Origin of the sequence: Streptomyces hyaluromycini, assembly GCF_002217755.1 — a bacterium.
GTDB classification, from domain to species: domain Bacteria; phylum Actinomycetota; class Actinomycetes; order Streptomycetales; family Streptomycetaceae; genus Streptomyces; species Streptomyces hyaluromycini.
Window position 1 is genome coordinate 1 of the sequence record NZ_BCFL01000030.1, and the last position, 16,809, is coordinate 16,809.

Below are 16,809 nucleotides of genomic sequence, written 5' to 3' on the forward strand. Positions count from 1 at the left end.
CTGCCGGGCTGGTACCTGACGGCAGGCTGCCTGTTCCAAACCGTCTGGAACGTGGCCACGGACAGGCACCCCACCAGCGGGATCAAGGACTACGACGTCTTCTACTTCGACGATCACGATCTGTCGTGGGAGGCGGAGGACGCTGTGATCAAGGCCGCCGACGATGCCTTCGCCGGCTTGCCGGCAGAGGTCGAGGTCCGTAACGAGGCCCGCGTCCACCTGTGGTACCAGCAGAAGTTCGGCGTCGCGTGTGCTCCCTATGCCTCCACCGAGGCTGCCATCGACAGCTTCGCTGCTACTACCTGCTGCTTGGGCGTTCGCCTGGAAGTGGATGGGCAGTGGCGCGTCTATGCACCGCATGGGCTTGCCGACGTGTTCAATCTCGTCGTCCGACCCAATCCAGTGCTTGCTCCGCGCGAGGTGTACGAGACGAAAACCGCCCGCTGGCGGCAGCAGTGGCCCGAGCTGACCGTGCTCGACTGGCCTTCCGAGCCCACCACCCTGACGCCTGCCTCAACATGATGCGCGGAGTCGACGCAGACAGATGATGCTGCACGCGAGTTGAAGCAGGCCGACGTGGAGGTCAGCGCGCCGTTCGTAGCGGACACGGATGCGCTTGAACTGGTGCAGCCAGGCGAAGGTGCGCTCGACCACCCAGCGGACCTTGCCCAGGCCGGAGCCGTGAGCGGCACCGCGTCGGGCGATCAACGGTTTGACGCCGCGCTTCCACAGCAAGCGGCGGTACTTGTCGATGTCGTAGCCCCGGTCGGCATACACCCGTTGGGGCTTGTGGCGAGGCCGTCCTCGCAGGCCCCGGATCGGCGGCACAGCCTCCAACAGCGGGAGGAGCTGGGTGACGCCGTGGCGGTTGCCACCGGTGAGCGTGATGGCGAGTGGGGTGCCGTGCCGGTCGACGATCAGATGGTGTTTCGAGCCGGGACGTGCGCGGTCGACAGGCGAGGGCCCGACGTGATCCCCCCTTTCAGAGCTCGGACGTGCGAGCCGTCCACGGCACAGTCGTCCAGGTCCAGCCGGTCCGCGCGGCGCAACTCGGACAATAGGGCGGCGTGCAACCTCGGCCGCTGCACCACGATCGTCGCGGTGGACGTCCACGACTCCCGCCTCGAACTGGCGAAGGAGCTCGGCGCCACCCATACGATCAACGGCCGCAATGCCGACGTCGCCGACGAACTGATGCGGATCACGGGCGGCAGGGGCGTCAACAACATCCTCGACACCACGGGCATCCCCGGAGTGCTGGCTCCGCTGGTCGGCGCACTGTCCATCCGGGGCACGCTGGCCCTGGTGGGAGCCGCCGCTCCCGGCACTGAGGCGCCGTTCGAGATCGGACAGTCCCTGGTGAAGGGGTGGACGTTCAAGACCGTCGTCCAGGGGAGCTCCGTACCCCAGCTGTTCATCCCACGGCTGGTCGAGCTGTACGAGCAGGGGCGCTTCCCCCTCGACAAGCTCATCCAGCACTACAAGGTCGACGACATCAACACCGCTTTCGCGGACTCCGCCTCCGGCGTCACGGTCAAGCCGGTGGTCGTCTTCTGACCTTCGGAAACCGCCTGTCCGGTCGGTCGGGGGAGCGCCGTGGAGCATTCACCGCGAGACAGGACTCCGCTGAGTGCAATGTGCCCAGCAAGTGATCCTCCAGGAAACCAAGGCCTGGGCATGACGCACGTGAACATCAGGTACCAGGTGACCGAGGCGGTTCAGGAAGCCCTCGGTGCTCGCGCCGGGTTCATCTTGTCCCGGTGTCCCGGTGTCCCGGCGGCCGGGCGCGCATGTCATGGCTGCCGGGGCAGCCTGGACGCCGCCTCCCGGACGCGGTCCAGTGCCGTGTCCAGTGCGGTCAGGTCCTGCGGGGTGAAGCTGCCGAAGGCCTTTCGCAGGTTGCGGGCGTGCACGACGGCCGCTCGGTCGAGCACGTCGTGCCCGGCGGCGGTGATGCCCGCGTAGGAGACGCGCCGGTCGGTGGGGCATGGGCGCCGCTCGACGTATCCGGCCACCTGCATGCGGTCCACCAGCCGAGTCACGCCGCTGGTGGTGAGGGCGATCTGGTCGGCCAGGGAGCTCATCGTCAGCTGTTCTCCCTCCGAGCGGGCCAGCCGGATGAGCACCTCGAACCACACGTGTGGCAGCCCGGCCTCGGACTCCATGGCGGATCCGAGCCACTGCTCCAGCCTGCTGTACGCCTCGGCCAGGCGGCCGAACGTGGTGATCAGGGGATCGTCGATGGGCGTCGCGGAAGGCATGTTGACAATCCTACCCGTAAAAGATTGCTCAGTCAGATATTGCGCCATCAAGCATCGATAGTTACTGTGTCAATATCTGACTAGTCAAGTAACTGGAGGCTGTCGTGCATGTCGCGATCATCGGAGCGGGCAACGTGGGCTCCGCTCTGAGCAAGGCCGCAGTCGCCGCCGGGCACACGGTGTCCGTGTCGGCGACCAGTCCGGAGAAGTCCGCCGCTGTGGCGGCCGAAACGGGAGCGCGTCCCGCGGCGAACAACGTGGACGCCGTGACCGGCGCCGACCTCGTGGTGCTGGCCGTACCTGGCGGCGCGGTGGCCTCCGTCGCGGACGAACTGGCGCCGGCGGTGAGCGGCAAGGTCGTCGTCGACGCCACCAACCCACTGAACGCGACCTTCACCGACCTCGACATCGAGGAGACCACAGCCGCGCAGACCCTTCAACGGCACCTGCCGAACACGCCCGTGGTCAAGGCCTTCAACACCGTCTTCGCCGGACGCCTCGGCAACCCCGTCGAGCAGGGCATCCCGTTGCACCTCTTCTACGCCGGTGACGATGTCGACGCGAAGAAGAACGTCGCGGAGTTCGCGTCCTCGCTCGGCTTCGAGCCGATCGACGCGGGTGGGCTGCGCATGGCCCGCGCCCTGGAGGAGATGGCCTTTCTGAACATCTCCCTGAACGCGACCCAGGGCTGGGCATGGCAGTCCGGGTGGGCACTGCTCGGCCCGACCGGCTGAAGGGTGCCCATGATGACCACTGACACCTACATATCGAACTCCCCGTTCGGGGCGCCGATCGCGGTGACCCGAGGCGACGCAGTGGCTCCGCTCGTCGTACTGCTGCACGGCCGCGGCTCGCGCGAGACCGAGATCATGATGCTCGCCGACGCACTGCCTCCGGAGTTGTCGTACGCCGCGGTCCGTGCACCCATCGCCGAGGGGCCGGGATTCGCCTGGTTCGCCAACCGCGGTATCGGCCGCCCGGTTCCGGATTCCCTGCGGGCGGCCATGGACTGGTTCAACGCCTGGCTCGACGAGATCGCCCCACCCGGCCGCCCCGTTGTGCTCGTCGGCTTCAGCGGCGGCGCCGCGTTCGCGGGCGGCCTCGTGCTGGACAACCCGGAGCGCTTCGCCGGAGCCGCGATCCTTTACGGCGCGTTGCCGTTCGACGCGGCGGTGCCCACGGCTTCGGCGCGGCTGACCGGGGTGCCGGTGTTCGTCGCCCAGGGTGAGCACGACCATGTCATCCCGCGGGAACTCCTCGACCGCACCTGGCGCTACCTGACCGAGGAGTCCGGGGCGCCGACGGTCGCCCGGCGGGATCCCGTGGGGCACGCCATGGCCCCCGGCGCCCTGGCCGGCCTGGCCGGCTGGCTCGCGGAGCGGGCCGACTACCTGGCCCGTCATGGATTTCCCGGCAGAGAGCCGGCGCGCTGGCCGACTTTCTCCGAGGGGCTTCCCGACCGGGACGGGCCGCGGCCGCGCGTCACTGTGACGATTCCCCAACAGCAGATCTCGGACAACTCGCCACCGGAACTGCAGGAGAAGCTGTTCGCCCGGCTGAGCGCCCTCGTCGGCGTCGAAACCGGACAGTCGGCGATCTCCGTGCCGGGTGCGCGAGGCTTCATGCTCACGCAAGCCCCCACCACCGGTCCTGCGCAGGCATTCCTCGTGCCAAGGGCCAGGGAGTTCGCTCACCTGCACCCCGGACACGACGGCTCACTCCACGTGGCGCTGCCGGTCGGCCTGGCAGCCGACGTGATCCGGCACGGCTGGGCCGTGGCCCATCCACTCGCCGGGATCAGGCTCACTCCGGGCATGGTGCTGGTCTACGGACCTCGTGACGAGCGTGAACTCGGCGTCGTCACCGTGATCGTGAGCACCAGCCACGCCTGGGCCACCGGGGAGTTCGCCCCGGCCGCCGCCTAGCAGAGCGCCGGGGTTTCCCGCACACAGCCACATTCCGACCGGGCCGTCACGGCCTGGGTCCTGTATCCGCAGGTTCACCATCAGCGCTCGCACGAGCGTTCATCACGAGATTCGAGGACACACCATGGAGCGTCGTTCCATGCTCAAGGGTGGAGCCGCCGCCGCGTTCGGCGCGCTCGCCATCACCGCCGTCACGAGCGGGGAAAGTCTGGCGCAGGCGGCCACGCAGTACCCGGGTCTGCTGCCGGACCCGGCCACCACGCCGGTGCCGAACCCGCCCTACCCGCACAACCTGACCCGTGCCGAACGCAGCCACCTGGAGACCTTCGACGAGCTGGACTTCGAGGTGTTCACCCACGCCGACTGGTCGCGCCTGGGGGAGAGCCACGCGCAGAACATCCGCGTGCACTGGCCCGACGGGCATTACACCGACGGCATCGACAAGCACATCGCCGACCTCGCTGCGATGTTCGTGTGGGCACCCGACACCCGTATCCACTCGCACCCGCTGCGGGTCGCGAAGAACGAACTGACCTGCGTCACCGGCGTGATGGAGGGCACCTTCACCCGCCCCATGCCGGACGGGAACGGCGGCTTCATCCAGCCGACAGGCAAGAAGTACGCCATCAACATGGCCACGGTCGGTATCTGGAACCGCCGGGGGACCATGGACGAGGAGTTCCTGTTCTGGGACAACCAGACCTTCTACTCCCAGATCGGCCTCGGCTGAACCGGTGAGAGCGGACCGGCCGGGGCAGTTCCGCCCCGGTCGGCTCCGCCCGCGGGGCAGGGCGGCGGCCCGTGCGCGTGGAACGTCGGAGCCCGGCTGCGCGGCGTCCGGGGCGCTGGTCCACGGCGAGCGAGAGCCACGCGGTGCGATGGCCACAGTCCATGCAGCAGCCTTGCCACCGGGCCTTTCGTCCTGTTGGCTGGCGGCGAAGTTTCGTGTGGCAGCTCAAAGGCGAGGCGTACGAGTGACAGGTCGGGGCAGCGCGCGCGGGGATGCGCAGTACGGTTTGCTGACCAGCATCGCCAGCGAGGCGGGGGTGTCGCTCAGCACCGTGTCGAAGGTGGTGCACCGGCGTGCCGACGTGGGGGCGGCGACGCGCGCCCGGGTCGAGGACCTGCTGGCACGCCACGGGTACGTCCGCCCGGGAGAACCCGATCCCGCGGCGCCGCGTCAGATCATCGCGGTGTTCCGTGACCTGTCGGGGCCGTACACACTGGAAGTCGTCCGTGGGATCGTGGACGCGGCGGACGAACTGGGCCTGGACGTGGTGACCGGGACGACCAGTCATCGTTCGATCTCCCAGTGGCTGGAGGAGTGCGTGGCGCTCGACGCGGCCGGGCTGATCATCGTGATCTCCATGCTGGCCGAGGAGGATCAGCGACGCATCGTCGAACAGCGGCTGCCGGTCGTGCTGATCGACCCGCTCAGCGCGCCGGGCCACGACATCCCGAGCATCGGGGTGACGAACTGGAACGGGGCCAGGGAGGCGGTGCAACACCTGCTGGGCCTCGGACACACCAGGATCGGCATGGTCGCGGGCCGTTCGCACTCACTGGCCGGGGCAGCGCGGCTGCATGGCTACCGGGCCGCTCTGGCGGAGGCGGGGATTGCGTACGACTCGGCGATCGTGCGCTCGACCGACTTCGACTTCGAAGAAGGGCTGGTCGCCAGCCTGCATATCCTGCGCTCCGGCAATCCGCCCACCGCCGTCTTCGCGGCAAGTGACGCGCAGGCGCTCGGTGTCCTGGAAGCGGCCCGTCAGTGCGGGCTCAGCGTTCCCGGGGACCTGGCGGTCATGTCCTTCGACGACACCCTCGTGGCGGCCATGGCCTGTCCGCCACTGAGCGCGGTGCGCCAGCCGTTCGAGGAGCTGGGCGCCGAGGCCACCAGGGTGCTCGTGCAACTCGCAGCGGGTCGACCGCCCGCGTCGTCCCGGATCGAGCTGGCGACGGAGCTGGTGCTGCGCACATCGACGTCGGTGCGCAGTCGAGTCGAAACACAGTGAGTGATCGACGGGTGCACACGTTGCACCGTTGCGGATGCCCCGAGGGCGGGCTTCCCGCGCCTGCCCGCCCCTGAGGCGTCAGGCGAGCGGGACGGTCACCGTGGTGGGGACGTGCGGCAGCAGGTGTACGGTCTGCCGCTGGTCCGAGCCGTCACGGCACACGAGGACGATGTCCCGCTCAAGTGGCGATGTGACAACCACCTTCGCGAGGCCCTCGGACACATCCCACGTCAGCTCGTCGACGCTGACCCCGGCACGTGTGGCGAGGCCGCGCAGGCTGCCGGACCGCCACTCCGGGGGCCGGGCGGGCAGGAGTTCCACGATCCCCGGCCGGGAGTCGAGCAGCATCTCCATGACCACGGCCGGCAGACAGTGGGCGGCGTCCGCGTTGTAGGTCTCCAGATCGGGGTTGTGCGAGGTCATCAGCGACCGGAAGACCATGTTGCGGCCCACGATCTTGAGGACGTTCTCCTTCGCGGTCTCGTTGTCCTTCAGGCGTGCGGCGACCAGGGCGCGGTGCAGGCTGCCGTGCGCGGAGAGGTTCTCGTCACCACGTCGCAGCAGGGCTTCGCGAGCGGCGGCCGCCAGGTCGGGGGTGTCGTCCGGGGTGATGTCGTGCAGCGGCCACACCGGGTAGAGGTGGCTGACGTGCCGGTGGTCATCGGCGGTCTCCAGTCCCGGCCACGCCCACTCGGCGAGCGCCCCCTGCCCGTCGACGCGGTAGGGCGGCAGCCGCTCCGCCAGCGCGCGCCAGCGGCCGACCGCGGCCTCCTCGATGCCGAGGCGGGTGCAGACGTCGGCGGCGGTGGTGAGGGCGTGCCGGGCCGCGGCCAGGTCCATGGTGGCATTCACCCCGGACATGCCCCGCCCGTCGCGAGGGCCGACCTCGGGGGAGTAGGAGGGGACCAGGACGACGTGTCCGTCGTCGTCCTCGCGGGTGAGGAAGTCCTCGAAGAAGACGGCGGCTTCGACGAGCCAGGGGGCGAGGGTGCGGGCGAGGAAGCCGTCGTCGCCGGTCGCCTGCCAGTACTCGTACAGCGGGAACAGCAGCCAGTCGGCGCCCGCCAGCCACATGGTCCAGGGCCAGTCGTCGTTCAGGTGGAAGAGCAGCCCGTGTTCGCCGTCCGTCCGGCTGGGGGCAAGGATCCCTCGGGTGCCGTAGATCGTGCGGGCGTTGGTGCGCCAGTCGTCGATCTGCCCGCCGATCAGCGCGGCATACGGCGCGATGAGTTCGGGCATACCGGTGAGGACCGCCCCGGCCATCTGGAGGTTGATGTTGGCGTCGGTGGTGTAGTCGCCGGACCAGGCGGCGCCCCATTCCCCCAGCCACAGGCCGGTCAGCCGGGGCGGCAGTACCCCGCTGGAGCTGAGCAGCAGGTAGCGGCCGGAGTGGAACAGCGCCTCGACCAGCGCGCCGTCCAGCGTCTTGGTGTCGGCACGGGCGATCAGCTCGCCCACCGGGAGGCCGCGGTCGCTGTCGGGAACACCCAGGTCGAGTTCGGTGCGGCCGTAGAGCTCGCCGTGGACGGGCGCATGGCGGGAGAGCAACTCGTCGTAATCGGTGGGCAGTTCAGCCAGGACCGCACGGAGCGCGTCGATGCGGGGGAGGGGCGCCGACCGGTCCATCCGGGTCAGCAGAACGATGCGCGTCGCTCCTTCGACACGGACGGTGTCCCCTTCCGCCGCGACCCGGCCGCCCGTGACGACCGTGCGGGTCACACCGGTGAATCCCGCCGCGCCGGGACCGGGCGGATACTCTCCCACGACGGCAAGTGACGCCTCGCCGTCCCCGGTGACCTCGGCGGACGTCGTGAAGGTGACCTCGGCCGGGCGGCCCGACAACTCTCCGGACAGCCGTATGACCAGGTCGAGTCGCGGACCGGTGATCTCGACGACGGCGACGGCATCGCTGCGCGACACGAACGCCCGCCGCGCCCACTCCCGTTCCCCGTCGGACCAGGTGACCCGCACCTCACCGGTGGCGAAGTCGGTGACCCTGCGGTAGTGCTCCACCGGGCCTTCCCCGGCTGCCGCGTCCAGATGAAGCACGTGCCCCGGGTGGAAGGACTGCGTCCAGGCCATCGCCCTGCCGTCCGAGAACTCCCGCTGCGCACGCTCCCGTTCCCCGGCCAACATCAGGTCGCGGACGTGCTCAAGGCGGTCGGCGACGGCCGGCGGCCGCATCCCGAGGGACTCGTTGGGCAGCACGTAACGGTGGTGGTTGTGGACGATCCGCTCCCGGTGGGGATGCCCGAACAGCATGATTCCGTACTCGCCGTTGCCGGAGAGGAAGGCGTCCTCCCAGCGGTCGGCGGGTTGTGTGTCGTGGATGCTGTGCACCGGCATTCCCGGCCTCCCGGACGTAACGTGCCTGAGCGGCTCGAACAGGCTGCGGGGGAGCCTACAAGAGGTGGCCGCTCGGGTCGCGAAAGACTTTCGCACCCCTTGAGTTCTCGCATTTCCGCAGGTGTCCGGGGCTCTCGGCGCTCTGCCCGGGCCTGCCGTGATCGAACCGGCGTGTACGTTCACTCAGCACACACTCAGAGCAGGCCAACGGAGGCCGAAGGGGAGGTCCACGCCGCAGTGACGGGCCCAGCCAGGTCTCGCCGGAACACCCAGTACGGGCTTCTCGCCTCGATAGCCGAAGAGGTAGGCGTCTCGGCCGCGACCGTGTCGAAGGTCGTCCACAGACGACGCGACGTGTCCGAGGCGACGCGGGCCCGCATCGAAGCGCTGCTGACCGAACGCGGCTATGTCCGCACATGGGAGACCGAGGCCCGTCGGCCGCGGCAGATCCTGGCGGTGTTCCGGGACCTGGCCGGACCGTACACCCTGGAAGTGGTCCGCGGCATCGTGGAGTCGGCGGCCGACATCGGTGTCCACACGACCGTCGGCACGACGGGCCGGCGCTCCATCGCACAGTGGCTGGAAGAGTGCCCGAAGCTGGGCGCCCTCGGGGTCGTCATCGTCATCTCCGCTCTCGCCGAGCGGGACGAGCGCCGGATCCTGGACCAGCGGCTGCCGGTGGTGCTCGTCGATCCCCTCAACGCGCCGTCGGCGGACATACCGAGCGTCGGGGTGACGAACTGGCACGGCGCGACCACCGCCGTCCAGCACCTGATCGACCTCGGGCACCGCCGGATCGGCATGCTGGCCGGACGGGCGCACTCCCTGGCCGGGTCCGCGCGCCTGCACGGCTACCGGGCCGCCCTGGCGGAGGCCGGGATTCCCTACGACGCCGCGCTCGTGCGGCCGACGGACTTCGACTACGGCGAGGCCCTTGGTGCCGCCCGTAGCGTGCTGGTGCGGGATGAGAGGCCGACGGCCCTCTTCGCCGCGAGTGACGTCCAGGCGCTCGGCGCTCTGGAGGCCGCCCGGCAGCTGCGCATCGCCGTGCCGCGCGAGCTGTCGGTGATGTCGTTCGACGACACCCTCGTGGCCGCCATGGCCTCGCCGCCGCTGAGTGCCGTGAGGCAGCCGTTCCGGGAACTGGGGCAGGAGGCCACGCGTGTGCTGCTGCACCTCGCCGACGGCAGGCCTCCGGCGACGATGCGCAGGGAACTCGCGACGGAACTGGTCGTGCGCATGTCGACGGCGTCGCCCGAAACCGGGAATTAGGGGCGAACGTGAGCCCGGTTCCGCAAGCCCTCGCACTTCGAAAGTCTTTCGGAACTGATTTCGCTCCGATATTGCCGCGGCCGAATTGCGCCGCTTAACGTGACCGACGCCAGCTCAACCGCAGGAGCAACGGAACCGCAACACTTGCGCAACAGCACCTGACGGTCGTGGCCATCGACTCAGATCCCCCACCGCGGGCAGGCCCGGGACGGCCTGCCGGGTGCGGCACATCCGTGAAGGGGATCCTGCCGACTCGAAAGGTGTTCAACGATGAACAGTGTGTCCCGGAGATGGTTTCTCACCGCGACGGCGGCGACCACGCTGAGCGTCACCGTGGCCGGCTGTGGCTCGTCCGGCAGCTCCACGTCCTCGCCCACGGGCAACGTGGACTTCTGGACGCTGCAGGACCCGACCAACTCGGTCCAGAAGACGGCGGTGGACACCTTCAACTCCGCCGGCAAGGGCAAGGTCACCATGACCGTGATCGCCACGGACGGGTACAAGGACAAGCTGCGGACCGCAATGGGCTCCGCCAAGATGCCCGGACTGTTCTTCAGCTGGGGCGGCGGCAGCCTGAACGACTACGTCACGGCCGGCAAGCTGGTCACGCTGGACACGGCCCTGGAGTCGCACTTCCTGCCGTCCGCCCTGGCCGCGGGCAAGGTCGGCGGCAAGCTGGTCGGCATCCCCTGCCGGGGCACCCAGCCGGTGTTCCTCTTCTACAACAAGAAGCTCTTCGCCGACGCCGGCGTCGAGCCGCCGACGACCTACGCCGAGCTGCAGAACCTGGTCAAGGTCTTCAAGGGCAAGGGGATCACGCCCTTCGCGCTCGCCGGCAACGCCAGCTCCTCGTGGACCGAGCTGATGTGGGTCGAGTACCTCGTCGACCGCCTCGCGGGGCCGGAGCTGTTCGACAAGATCCAGGGCGGCGACTGGTCGCAGTGGAAGGACCCGGCCATCCTCAAGACCGCACAGATGATCAAGGAGCTGGTGGACAGCGGCGCCTTCGGCAAGAAGTTCGGATCGGTCGCCTACGGCCCCGGCGGCACCACCACCCTGCTCAACAAGGGCAAGGCCGCGATGGTGCTGATGGGCTCGTGGGAGTACGCGACCCAGCAGGCCGAGGCCCCCGACTTCGCGAAGAACGGCCTGGGATATGTGGCCTTCCCCTCTGTGGAGGGGGGCAAGGGCGATGCCGGCAACGTGGTCGGCAACCCCACGAACTACCTCTCGGTGACCACCTCCGCCGCCAAGCAGACCGCGACGGAGTTCCTGAAGACCACCTACAGCGACAGCTACGTGCAGGGACTGGTCGAGAAGGGCGAGGTGCCGGTCACCTCCAACGCCGCGCAGTACCTCGCCAAGGCGGCCGACCCGGCGTACGCCAAGTTCCAGTACGACCTGGTGCAGAAGGCTCCCTCCTTCACCCAGTCCTGGGACCAGGCGCTCGGCCTCACCCTCGGCACGCCGCTGCTGACGGAGATCCAGAAGCTGTTCAACGGGCAGAGCTCGCCGGAGCAGTTCGTCAGCGCGGTTCTGGCGATCAAGAAGTAGGAAGGCGCGTCCACGTGGTCTCCGCAACGACTTCACGGCCCATGCGCAAGCAGCGGGTACGTGACCGGGCCGCTCCGCCCACCCTGGAGCGGCCCGGCGTGGCCTGGGCGGTTCCCGGGCTGCTGTTCTTCCTAGTCTTCGCCGTCGCCCCGATGGTGGGCGTGCTCTACCTCTCCTTCACGCACTGGGACGGCCTGAACCCACCGCAGTTCACCGGCGCGGCGAACTGGTCGCGGTTCTTCGGCGACAGCCAGGTCTGGCAGTCCACCACGGTCACGGGGGTCCTGCTGATCGGGAACATCGTGGTACAGGCGCCGGTCAGCATCCTGCTGGGCGTCTGGGCGGCCGGCCACCAGCGCAACCGGGCGATCCTGTCGGCGGTGTTCTTCCTGCCGCTGCTGCTGTCCACGGCGGCCACGGCCATCATGTGGCGCCAGCTGCTGGACCCGAACTTCGGCCTGCCGGCCAAGTTCGAGTGGCTGTTCGGTAGCAATCCGATGGGCACCCAGCAGGGTGCGATCGCCTGCCTGGTCCTTGTGACCACCTGGCAGTTCGTCCCCTTCCACAGCCTGCTCTACCAGGGCGCCGCCCGGGCCATCCCGCACACGCTCTACCAGGCGGCCTCGATCGACGGCGCGGGGCGGGTCAGGCAGTTCGTCCACATCACACTGCCGCAGCTGCGGAACACGATGATCACCTCGACCATCTTCATGGTCGTCGGCGGCCTCACGGCCTTCGACATCGTCCTGCTGCTGACCAACGGCGGCCCCGGCACCGACACGGCGATCCTGCCGTTCTCCATGTACCAGACGGCCTTCCGGACATACGACTACGGCTACGCGAGCGCCATCGCCAGCTTCCTGCTGGTGCTCGCCACCGGCGCCTCCGTCCTCCTCACGAAGCTCAGCGGGTACGACAAGATGACGAGCACGATGGAGGGGCTGTGAGGACGCGCCCGAACTACCTCGCCGGCGCCGCCGCCCTCGTCTGGCTGCTGATCATCGGCGTCCCGCTGTACGCGCTGGTGAACACGGCGGTACAGCCGCAGACGAAGTACACAGACAAGGGCCCCGTCTCGATCCCTGATGCCGTGACCCTGGACAACTTCCGCACGGTCCTGGACAGCGGCTTCCTGCAGTACATCTGGAACACCGTCGTCGTCGCGGTGGCCACGGTCGCCATCGTGCTGGCGCTCGCGGTCCCGATCAGCTACGCCGTGGTGCGCGGACGGGGCTGGATGACCAAGGGTGTCTTCCGCCTGTTCCTGCTGGGCCTGGCGATCCCCTCGCAGGCGGTGATCATCCCGCTCTTCCTGATCATCAACAACCTCGGCCTCTACGACACCCTGTGGGGCATCATCCTGCCCACCGCCGCGTTCGCGCTGCCGGTGAGCGTGCTGGTCCTCAGCGGCGGAATGCGGGACATCTCCAACGAGCTGTACGAGGCCATGGCCCTGGACGGCGCGAGCCCGGCGCGGACCCTGCTGACGCTGGTCGTCCCGATGTCGAGGTCGGCCATCGCGACCACGTGCGTCTTCACGGCCCTCCAGGCGTGGAACGGCTTCCTGTTCCCGCTGATCATGACCCAGTCGAACGACAACAAGCTGGTGACGCTGGGCCTGTACAACTTCGTCTCCGAGTACGGGGCGAACGTGCCGGCCCTGCTGGCCGCGGTGCTGATGTCCGCGGTCCCCATCCTCGTCGTCTACCTCTTCGCCCGCCGGGCCCTCGTCGCGGGTCTGATGGGAGCCGGCGGCAAGTAACGGTGCCGCGTCCCGCCGGGTTCGCCGAACCGGGACGCCACCCCGTTCTGGGCCCGGACGCCGAAAGGCGCCGACTCCCCCGTGCGACGCGGTCCGGCGTGTCCGCCTCCCCGTGACCGCCGGACGGGCGTCCGGGCCCACTCCCTTCCCGGTCGGCGGTGCCTCCGCGACCTCTTCGACCACTCGCGCGGTTCTCGCGCACCCGCAACAGAACGGATGAGACCTTGACTATCAGCGACGAGCGCCCGACGACCGGGCTGTGGAACGATCCCGCTCTGCCGGCGTCCGTTCGCGCGCGTGCCCTCCTCGACGCCATGACCGAGGCCGAGAAGGTCGCACAGCTCGGCAGCACCTGGCCCGGCCACGACGAGTCCGGCGACGTGGCCCCGATGCAGGACACCTTCCGCGGCGCCGAGAGTTTCGAAGAAGCGATCGTCGACGGTCTTGGGCATCTGACGCGGGTGTTCGGTACGGCGCCGGTCGACCCGGAGGCGGGCCGCAGGCGCCTCGCGGAGTTCCAGGAGCGGGTGACGGCGGCGAACCGCTTCGGCATCCCGGCCATCGCCCACGAGGAGTGCCTCACCGGGTTCACCACCTGGCAGGCCACGGTCTATCCCACACCGCTCGCCTGGGCGGCCACCTTCAACCCTGCCCTCGTCCACCGTATGGCCGCGGCCATCGGCTCGGACATGGCGGCCGTCGGTATCCATCAGGGACTGTCACCCGTCGTGGACGTCGTCCGCGACTACCGCTGGGGCCGCGTCGAGGAGACCCTCGGCGAGGACCCCTACCTCGTGTCCGAACTCGGCCTGTCCTACGTGCAGGGGCTGCAGTCGGCCGGCGTCGTCGCCACGCTGAAGCACTTCGCCGGTTACTCCGCGTCCAGGGCCGCCCGCAACCACGCGCCCGCCGCCGTCGGCCCCCGCGAACTCGCCGACCTGATCCTCGTGCCGTTCGAGAAGGCCGTGGTGAAGGGCCGGGTCGGCTCGGTCATGAACGCCTACAACGACATAGACGGCGTGCCCTGTGGCGCCAACGAGGAACTCCTGACCCGGCTGCTGCGCGGGAGCTGGGGATTCGAGGGCACGGTGGTGTCCGACTACTGGGCGATCGCGTTCCTCGCCTCCCTGCACCACGTCGCGGCCGACATCCCGGACGCGGCACGTGCCGCGCTCCGGGCCGGAATCGACGTCGAACTGCCCCACACCACCGCATACGGGGAGCCGCTCCTGGACGACGGCATATCGGCGGAGCTCGTCGACCGCGCGGTACTGCGGGTCCTGACCCAGAAGGCGGAACTCGGCCTGCTCGACCCCGGCTGGAATCCGGGGCAGTACACCGCCCCTGCGGACTTCGACTCGGTCCGAAACCGCTCCATCGCCCGCGCGCTGGCCGAAGAGTCCGTCGTCCTGCTCGACAACCCCTCGGACCTGCTGCCACTCGCCGGCGCGCGCTCAATCGCCGTCATCGGTCCCGCGGCCGACGACGTCAGGTGCCTGTTCGGCTGCTACTCGTTCCCCAACCACGTACTGCCCCACCACCCCGACACGCCCCTGGGCGTCGAGGCGCCCACGGTGCTCGACGCCCTGCGGCAGGAGTTCCCCGGCGCCGAGGTGCGCCACGAGACCGGTTGCCCGGTCACCGGAGACGACCGCAGCGGCATCGCCGCCGCGGTGGCCGCGGCCACCGCGGCCGACGTGACGGTCCTCGTCGTCGGCGACCGCTCCGGAATGTTCGGACACGGAACCTCCGGCGAGGGCTGCGACGTCAGCGTACTGACACTCCCCGGAGTCCAGGACGAACTGGTGGAGGCCGTCCTCGACGCGGCGAACCAAGTCGTCCTCGTCGTCCTCTCGGGCCGCCCGTACGCCATCGGCCGGCACGCCCGGCGGGCGGGCGCCACCGTCCAGGCGTTCTTCCCCGGCGAAGACGGGGCGGCGGCCATCGCCGGTGTACTCTCGGGCCGGATCAACCCCTCCGGGCGCCTGCCGGTCCAGATCCCGGGCGACGAGGCGGGACAGCCGGGCACCTACCTGGCGCCTCCGCTCGCCCTCAAGAGCGATGGCGTGAGCAACATCGACCCCACACCCGCGTTCCCGTTCGGGCACGGCCTGTCGTACACGACCTTCGAGATCGAGAGCGCGTCCGTCGATGAAGCCGTCGTCTCCGTCGACGCGACGATCACGCTGCGGGCCAGGGTGTCCAACACCGGTGAGCGAGCGGGCACTTTCGTGCCCCAGCTGTACCTCACCGATCCGGTCGCCTCGGTCACCCGCCCGGTCCGCCAGCTCATCGCGTTCACCCGCGTCGACCTCGCCGCCGGTGAGACCCGTGTCGTCGAGTTCCAGGTCCACGCGGACATGGCGGCCTTCACGGGGACAGACCTTCGCCGACGTGTCGAACCCGGCGACCTCACGCTCACCGTCGCCCGGTCGGCGGGCGACCCCGGCGTCCCCGTCCAGGTGACCCTGCAAGGAGACGAGCGCATCGTCGATCGCACTCGCACCATGACCACGCCCGTCAGGGTGCTCCCGGGCTGACCTCAGGTACTCCTCCGGCCAGGAGGCTCCCCGCGTCAGGTCCCGGGGAGCCTCCTTTGCATCCCATCTCCAGCGACTCACAACAGGCTGCGGGGATGCACGTGAGGCGATCTGGCGTGAGCCGCCTGAGTGGCGTTGCCGAGTGCCGTACACAGCTGGACCTTCGATCCGTTGGCTGTTCCCCCGCTGGTCACATCGACAACGTGCCGCTGGAGCAGCAGGAGAAGCTCTTCGCCCGCCTGAGCGCGCTGCCCGGTGTGCACAGCCGGCAGTCCGCTCCGGGGGCATGCGGATTCAGGCGGGGGGACTGAGCGTCGGCCCCGCGGAGGCGTCTCTCGTACCGCAGGTCGGCGAGTTCGCCCACCTGCAAGGCGGCTGGGCCGTGGCCCAGCCGCTCGCGGGCGTCCGTCTCACCCCCGGCATGGCGCTCGTCCACGGCGCCCACGACGAGGCCGAACTCGACATCGTCGCTGCCGTCGTGGCCACCGGCCACGCCTGGGCGGCCGGGGATTTCGCCCGGATCGCCGCATGAATGCGCGCCAGCACCACCGACAGAACCCATCAAGGAGCCATCATGGAACGTCCTTCGATTCTCACGGGCGGAGCCGCCGCGTTCGGCGCGCGCTCGCCATCACCGCCATCACCGCCGTCGCCGGCGGCACCAGCATGGCGGAAGCCGCGCAGTCGTACCCGGGGCTGATGCCGGACCCCGCCACGACCCCGGTGTCGAACCCGCCCTTCCCTCCGCAACCTCACCCACACTGAGCGGAAGCACCTGGAGACCTTCGACGAGCTGGACTTCGAGGTCTTCTCCCACGCCGACTGGGCTCGCCTGGGCGAGAACATAGACGACCTCGCGGCGATGTTCGTATGGGCACCTGACACACGGATCCGCTCCCGCCCCCTGCGCGTGGCCAAGAACGAACTGACCGCCGTGACCGGTGTCATGCAGGGCACCTTCACCCGCCCGATGCCGGACGGGAAGGGCGGCTTCATCAGCCCACGGGCAAGAAGTACTCGATCAACATGGCCACCGTCGGTATCCGGAACCGGCGCGGCACCATGGACGAGGAGTTCCTGTTCTGCGACAACCAGAACTTCTGCCAGCAGATCAGCCTCGGCTGACGCTGAGGT

The 16,809-nt window shown here is 69.4% G+C and carries 14 protein-coding genes and 1 pseudogene; 12 read left to right on the forward strand and 3 right to left on the reverse strand.

Annotated features, from left to right (window positions below; genetic code table 11):
- A partial coding sequence (locus tag SSP29_RS40370) for a nucleotidyltransferase family protein (protein ID WP_107436343.1) occupies positions 1-522 on the forward strand: 522 nt, incomplete at its 5' end.
- Here SSP29_RS40370 and SSP29_RS58855 read toward each other — a convergent pair.
- A pseudogene (locus SSP29_RS58855) lies at positions 514-1,076 on the reverse strand (IS5 family transposase); the annotation flags it as partial. The gene SSP29_RS40370 and the pseudogene SSP29_RS58855 sit on opposite strands and share 9 nt — an antisense overlap.
- 25 nt (positions 1,077-1,101) lie before the next feature.
- Between SSP29_RS58855 and SSP29_RS58860 the strand changes: the two are divergent.
- Positions 1,102-1,557, forward strand: coding sequence for a zinc-binding dehydrogenase (locus SSP29_RS58860; protein ID WP_167450118.1), 456 nt, complete (start codon positions 1,102-1,104; stop codon positions 1,555-1,557).
- A 236-nt stretch (positions 1,558-1,793) separates the two neighbouring features.
- Here SSP29_RS58860 and SSP29_RS40380 read toward each other — a convergent pair whose 3' ends face one another.
- Positions 1,794-2,261, reverse strand: coding sequence for a MarR family winged helix-turn-helix transcriptional regulator (locus SSP29_RS40380; protein WP_167450119.1), 468 nt, complete (start codon positions 2,259-2,261; stop codon positions 1,794-1,796).
- A 104-nt stretch (positions 2,262-2,365) separates the two neighbouring features.
- Here SSP29_RS40380 and SSP29_RS40385 point away from each other — a divergent pair, with 104 nt between their 5' ends.
- The 4 genes from SSP29_RS40385 (at position 2,366) to SSP29_RS40400 (ending at position 6,201) form a co-directional block, all read left to right on the forward strand.
- Positions 2,366-2,995 (forward strand): NADPH-dependent F420 reductase, encoded by a 630-nt coding sequence (locus tag SSP29_RS40385; protein WP_167450120.1) that lies wholly within the window; start codon positions 2,366-2,368, stop codon positions 2,993-2,995.
- A gap of 12 nt (positions 2,996-3,007) precedes the next feature.
- Positions 3,008-4,186 carry a luciferase domain-containing protein gene (locus tag SSP29_RS40390; RefSeq protein WP_089106125.1) on the forward strand — a complete coding sequence of 393 codons (1,179 nt, stop codon included), beginning with the start codon at positions 3,008-3,010 and terminating at the stop codon, positions 4,184-4,186.
- Positions 4,187-4,310: 124 nt separating this feature from the next.
- Entirely contained in the window at positions 4,311-4,916 is a 606-nt protein-coding gene (locus SSP29_RS40395; protein WP_089105935.1) for an ester cyclase, read from the forward strand.
- A gap of 286 nt (positions 4,917-5,202) precedes the next feature.
- A complete protein-coding gene (locus SSP29_RS40400; RefSeq protein ID WP_245883489.1) occupies positions 5,203-6,201 on the forward strand; it encodes a LacI family DNA-binding transcriptional regulator in 999 nt (332 codons plus the stop codon).
- Positions 6,202-6,279: 78 nt separating this feature from the next.
- Here SSP29_RS40400 and SSP29_RS40405 read toward each other — a convergent pair whose 3' ends face one another.
- Positions 6,280-8,547 (reverse strand): glycosyl hydrolase family 95 catalytic domain-containing protein, encoded by a 2,268-nt coding sequence (locus tag SSP29_RS40405; RefSeq protein ID WP_089105937.1) that lies wholly within the window; start codon positions 8,545-8,547, stop codon positions 6,280-6,282.
- Positions 8,548-8,784: 237 nt separating this feature from the next.
- Between SSP29_RS40405 and SSP29_RS40410 the strand changes: the two genes are divergently transcribed.
- The 6 genes from SSP29_RS40410 (at position 8,785) to SSP29_RS40435 (ending at position 16,207) form a co-directional block, all read left to right on the forward strand.
- Entirely contained in the window at positions 8,785-9,819 is a 1,035-nt protein-coding gene (locus tag SSP29_RS40410; RefSeq protein WP_245883490.1) for a substrate-binding domain-containing protein, read from the forward strand.
- A gap of 270 nt (positions 9,820-10,089) precedes the next feature.
- Entirely contained in the window at positions 10,090-11,373 is a 1,284-nt protein-coding gene (locus SSP29_RS40415) for an ABC transporter substrate-binding protein (protein ID WP_089105938.1), read from the forward strand.
- A 41-nt stretch (positions 11,374-11,414) separates the two neighbouring features.
- Positions 11,415-12,320 (forward strand): carbohydrate ABC transporter permease, encoded by a 906-nt coding sequence (locus tag SSP29_RS40420; protein WP_089105939.1) that lies wholly within the window; start codon positions 11,415-11,417, stop codon positions 12,318-12,320.
- Positions 12,317-13,135 carry a carbohydrate ABC transporter permease gene (locus SSP29_RS40425; RefSeq protein ID WP_089105940.1) on the forward strand — a complete coding sequence of 273 codons (819 nt, stop codon included), beginning with the start codon at positions 12,317-12,319 and terminating at the stop codon, positions 13,133-13,135. Before SSP29_RS40420 ends, SSP29_RS40425 begins: the two co-directional genes overlap by 4 nt.
- A gap of 224 nt (positions 13,136-13,359) precedes the next feature.
- Positions 13,360-15,675: a beta-xylosidase/alpha-l-arabinosidase gene (locus tag SSP29_RS40430; RefSeq protein WP_150135856.1), complete on the forward strand. Its 2,316-nt coding sequence runs from the start codon at positions 13,360-13,362 to the stop codon at positions 15,673-15,675.
- Positions 15,676-15,961: 286 nt separating this feature from the next.
- Positions 15,962-16,207, forward strand: a complete 246-nt coding sequence (locus SSP29_RS40435; protein ID WP_089105941.1) for a hypothetical protein — start codon at positions 15,962-15,964, stop codon at positions 16,205-16,207.
- Positions 16,208-16,809: the final 602 nt, after the last annotated feature.

Excerpts from the sequence above, each read along its gene's own strand:
- SSP29_RS40395 (WP_089105935.1), top strand. The coding sequence starts at position 4,311 with ATGGAGCGTCGTTCCATGCTCAAGGGTGGAGCCGCCGCCGCGTTCGGC.
- SSP29_RS40435 (WP_089105941.1), top strand. The coding sequence starts at position 15,962 with ATGCGGATTCAGGCGGGGGGACTGAGCGTCGGCCCCGCGGAGGCGTCT.
- SSP29_RS40420 (WP_089105939.1), top strand. The coding sequence starts at position 11,415 with ATGCGCAAGCAGCGGGTACGTGACCGGGCCGCTCCGCCCACCCTGGAG.
- SSP29_RS40380 (WP_167450119.1), bottom strand. The coding sequence starts at position 2,261 with ATGCCTTCCGCGACGCCCATCGACGATCCCCTGATCACCACGTTCGGC.
- SSP29_RS40390 (WP_089106125.1), top strand. The coding sequence starts at position 3,008 with ATGACCACTGACACCTACATATCGAACTCCCCGTTCGGGGCGCCGATC.
- SSP29_RS40405 (WP_089105937.1), bottom strand. The coding sequence starts at position 8,547 with ATGCCGGTGCACAGCATCCACGACACACAACCCGCCGACCGCTGGGAG.
- SSP29_RS40415 (WP_089105938.1), top strand. The coding sequence starts at position 10,090 with ATGAACAGTGTGTCCCGGAGATGGTTTCTCACCGCGACGGCGGCGACC.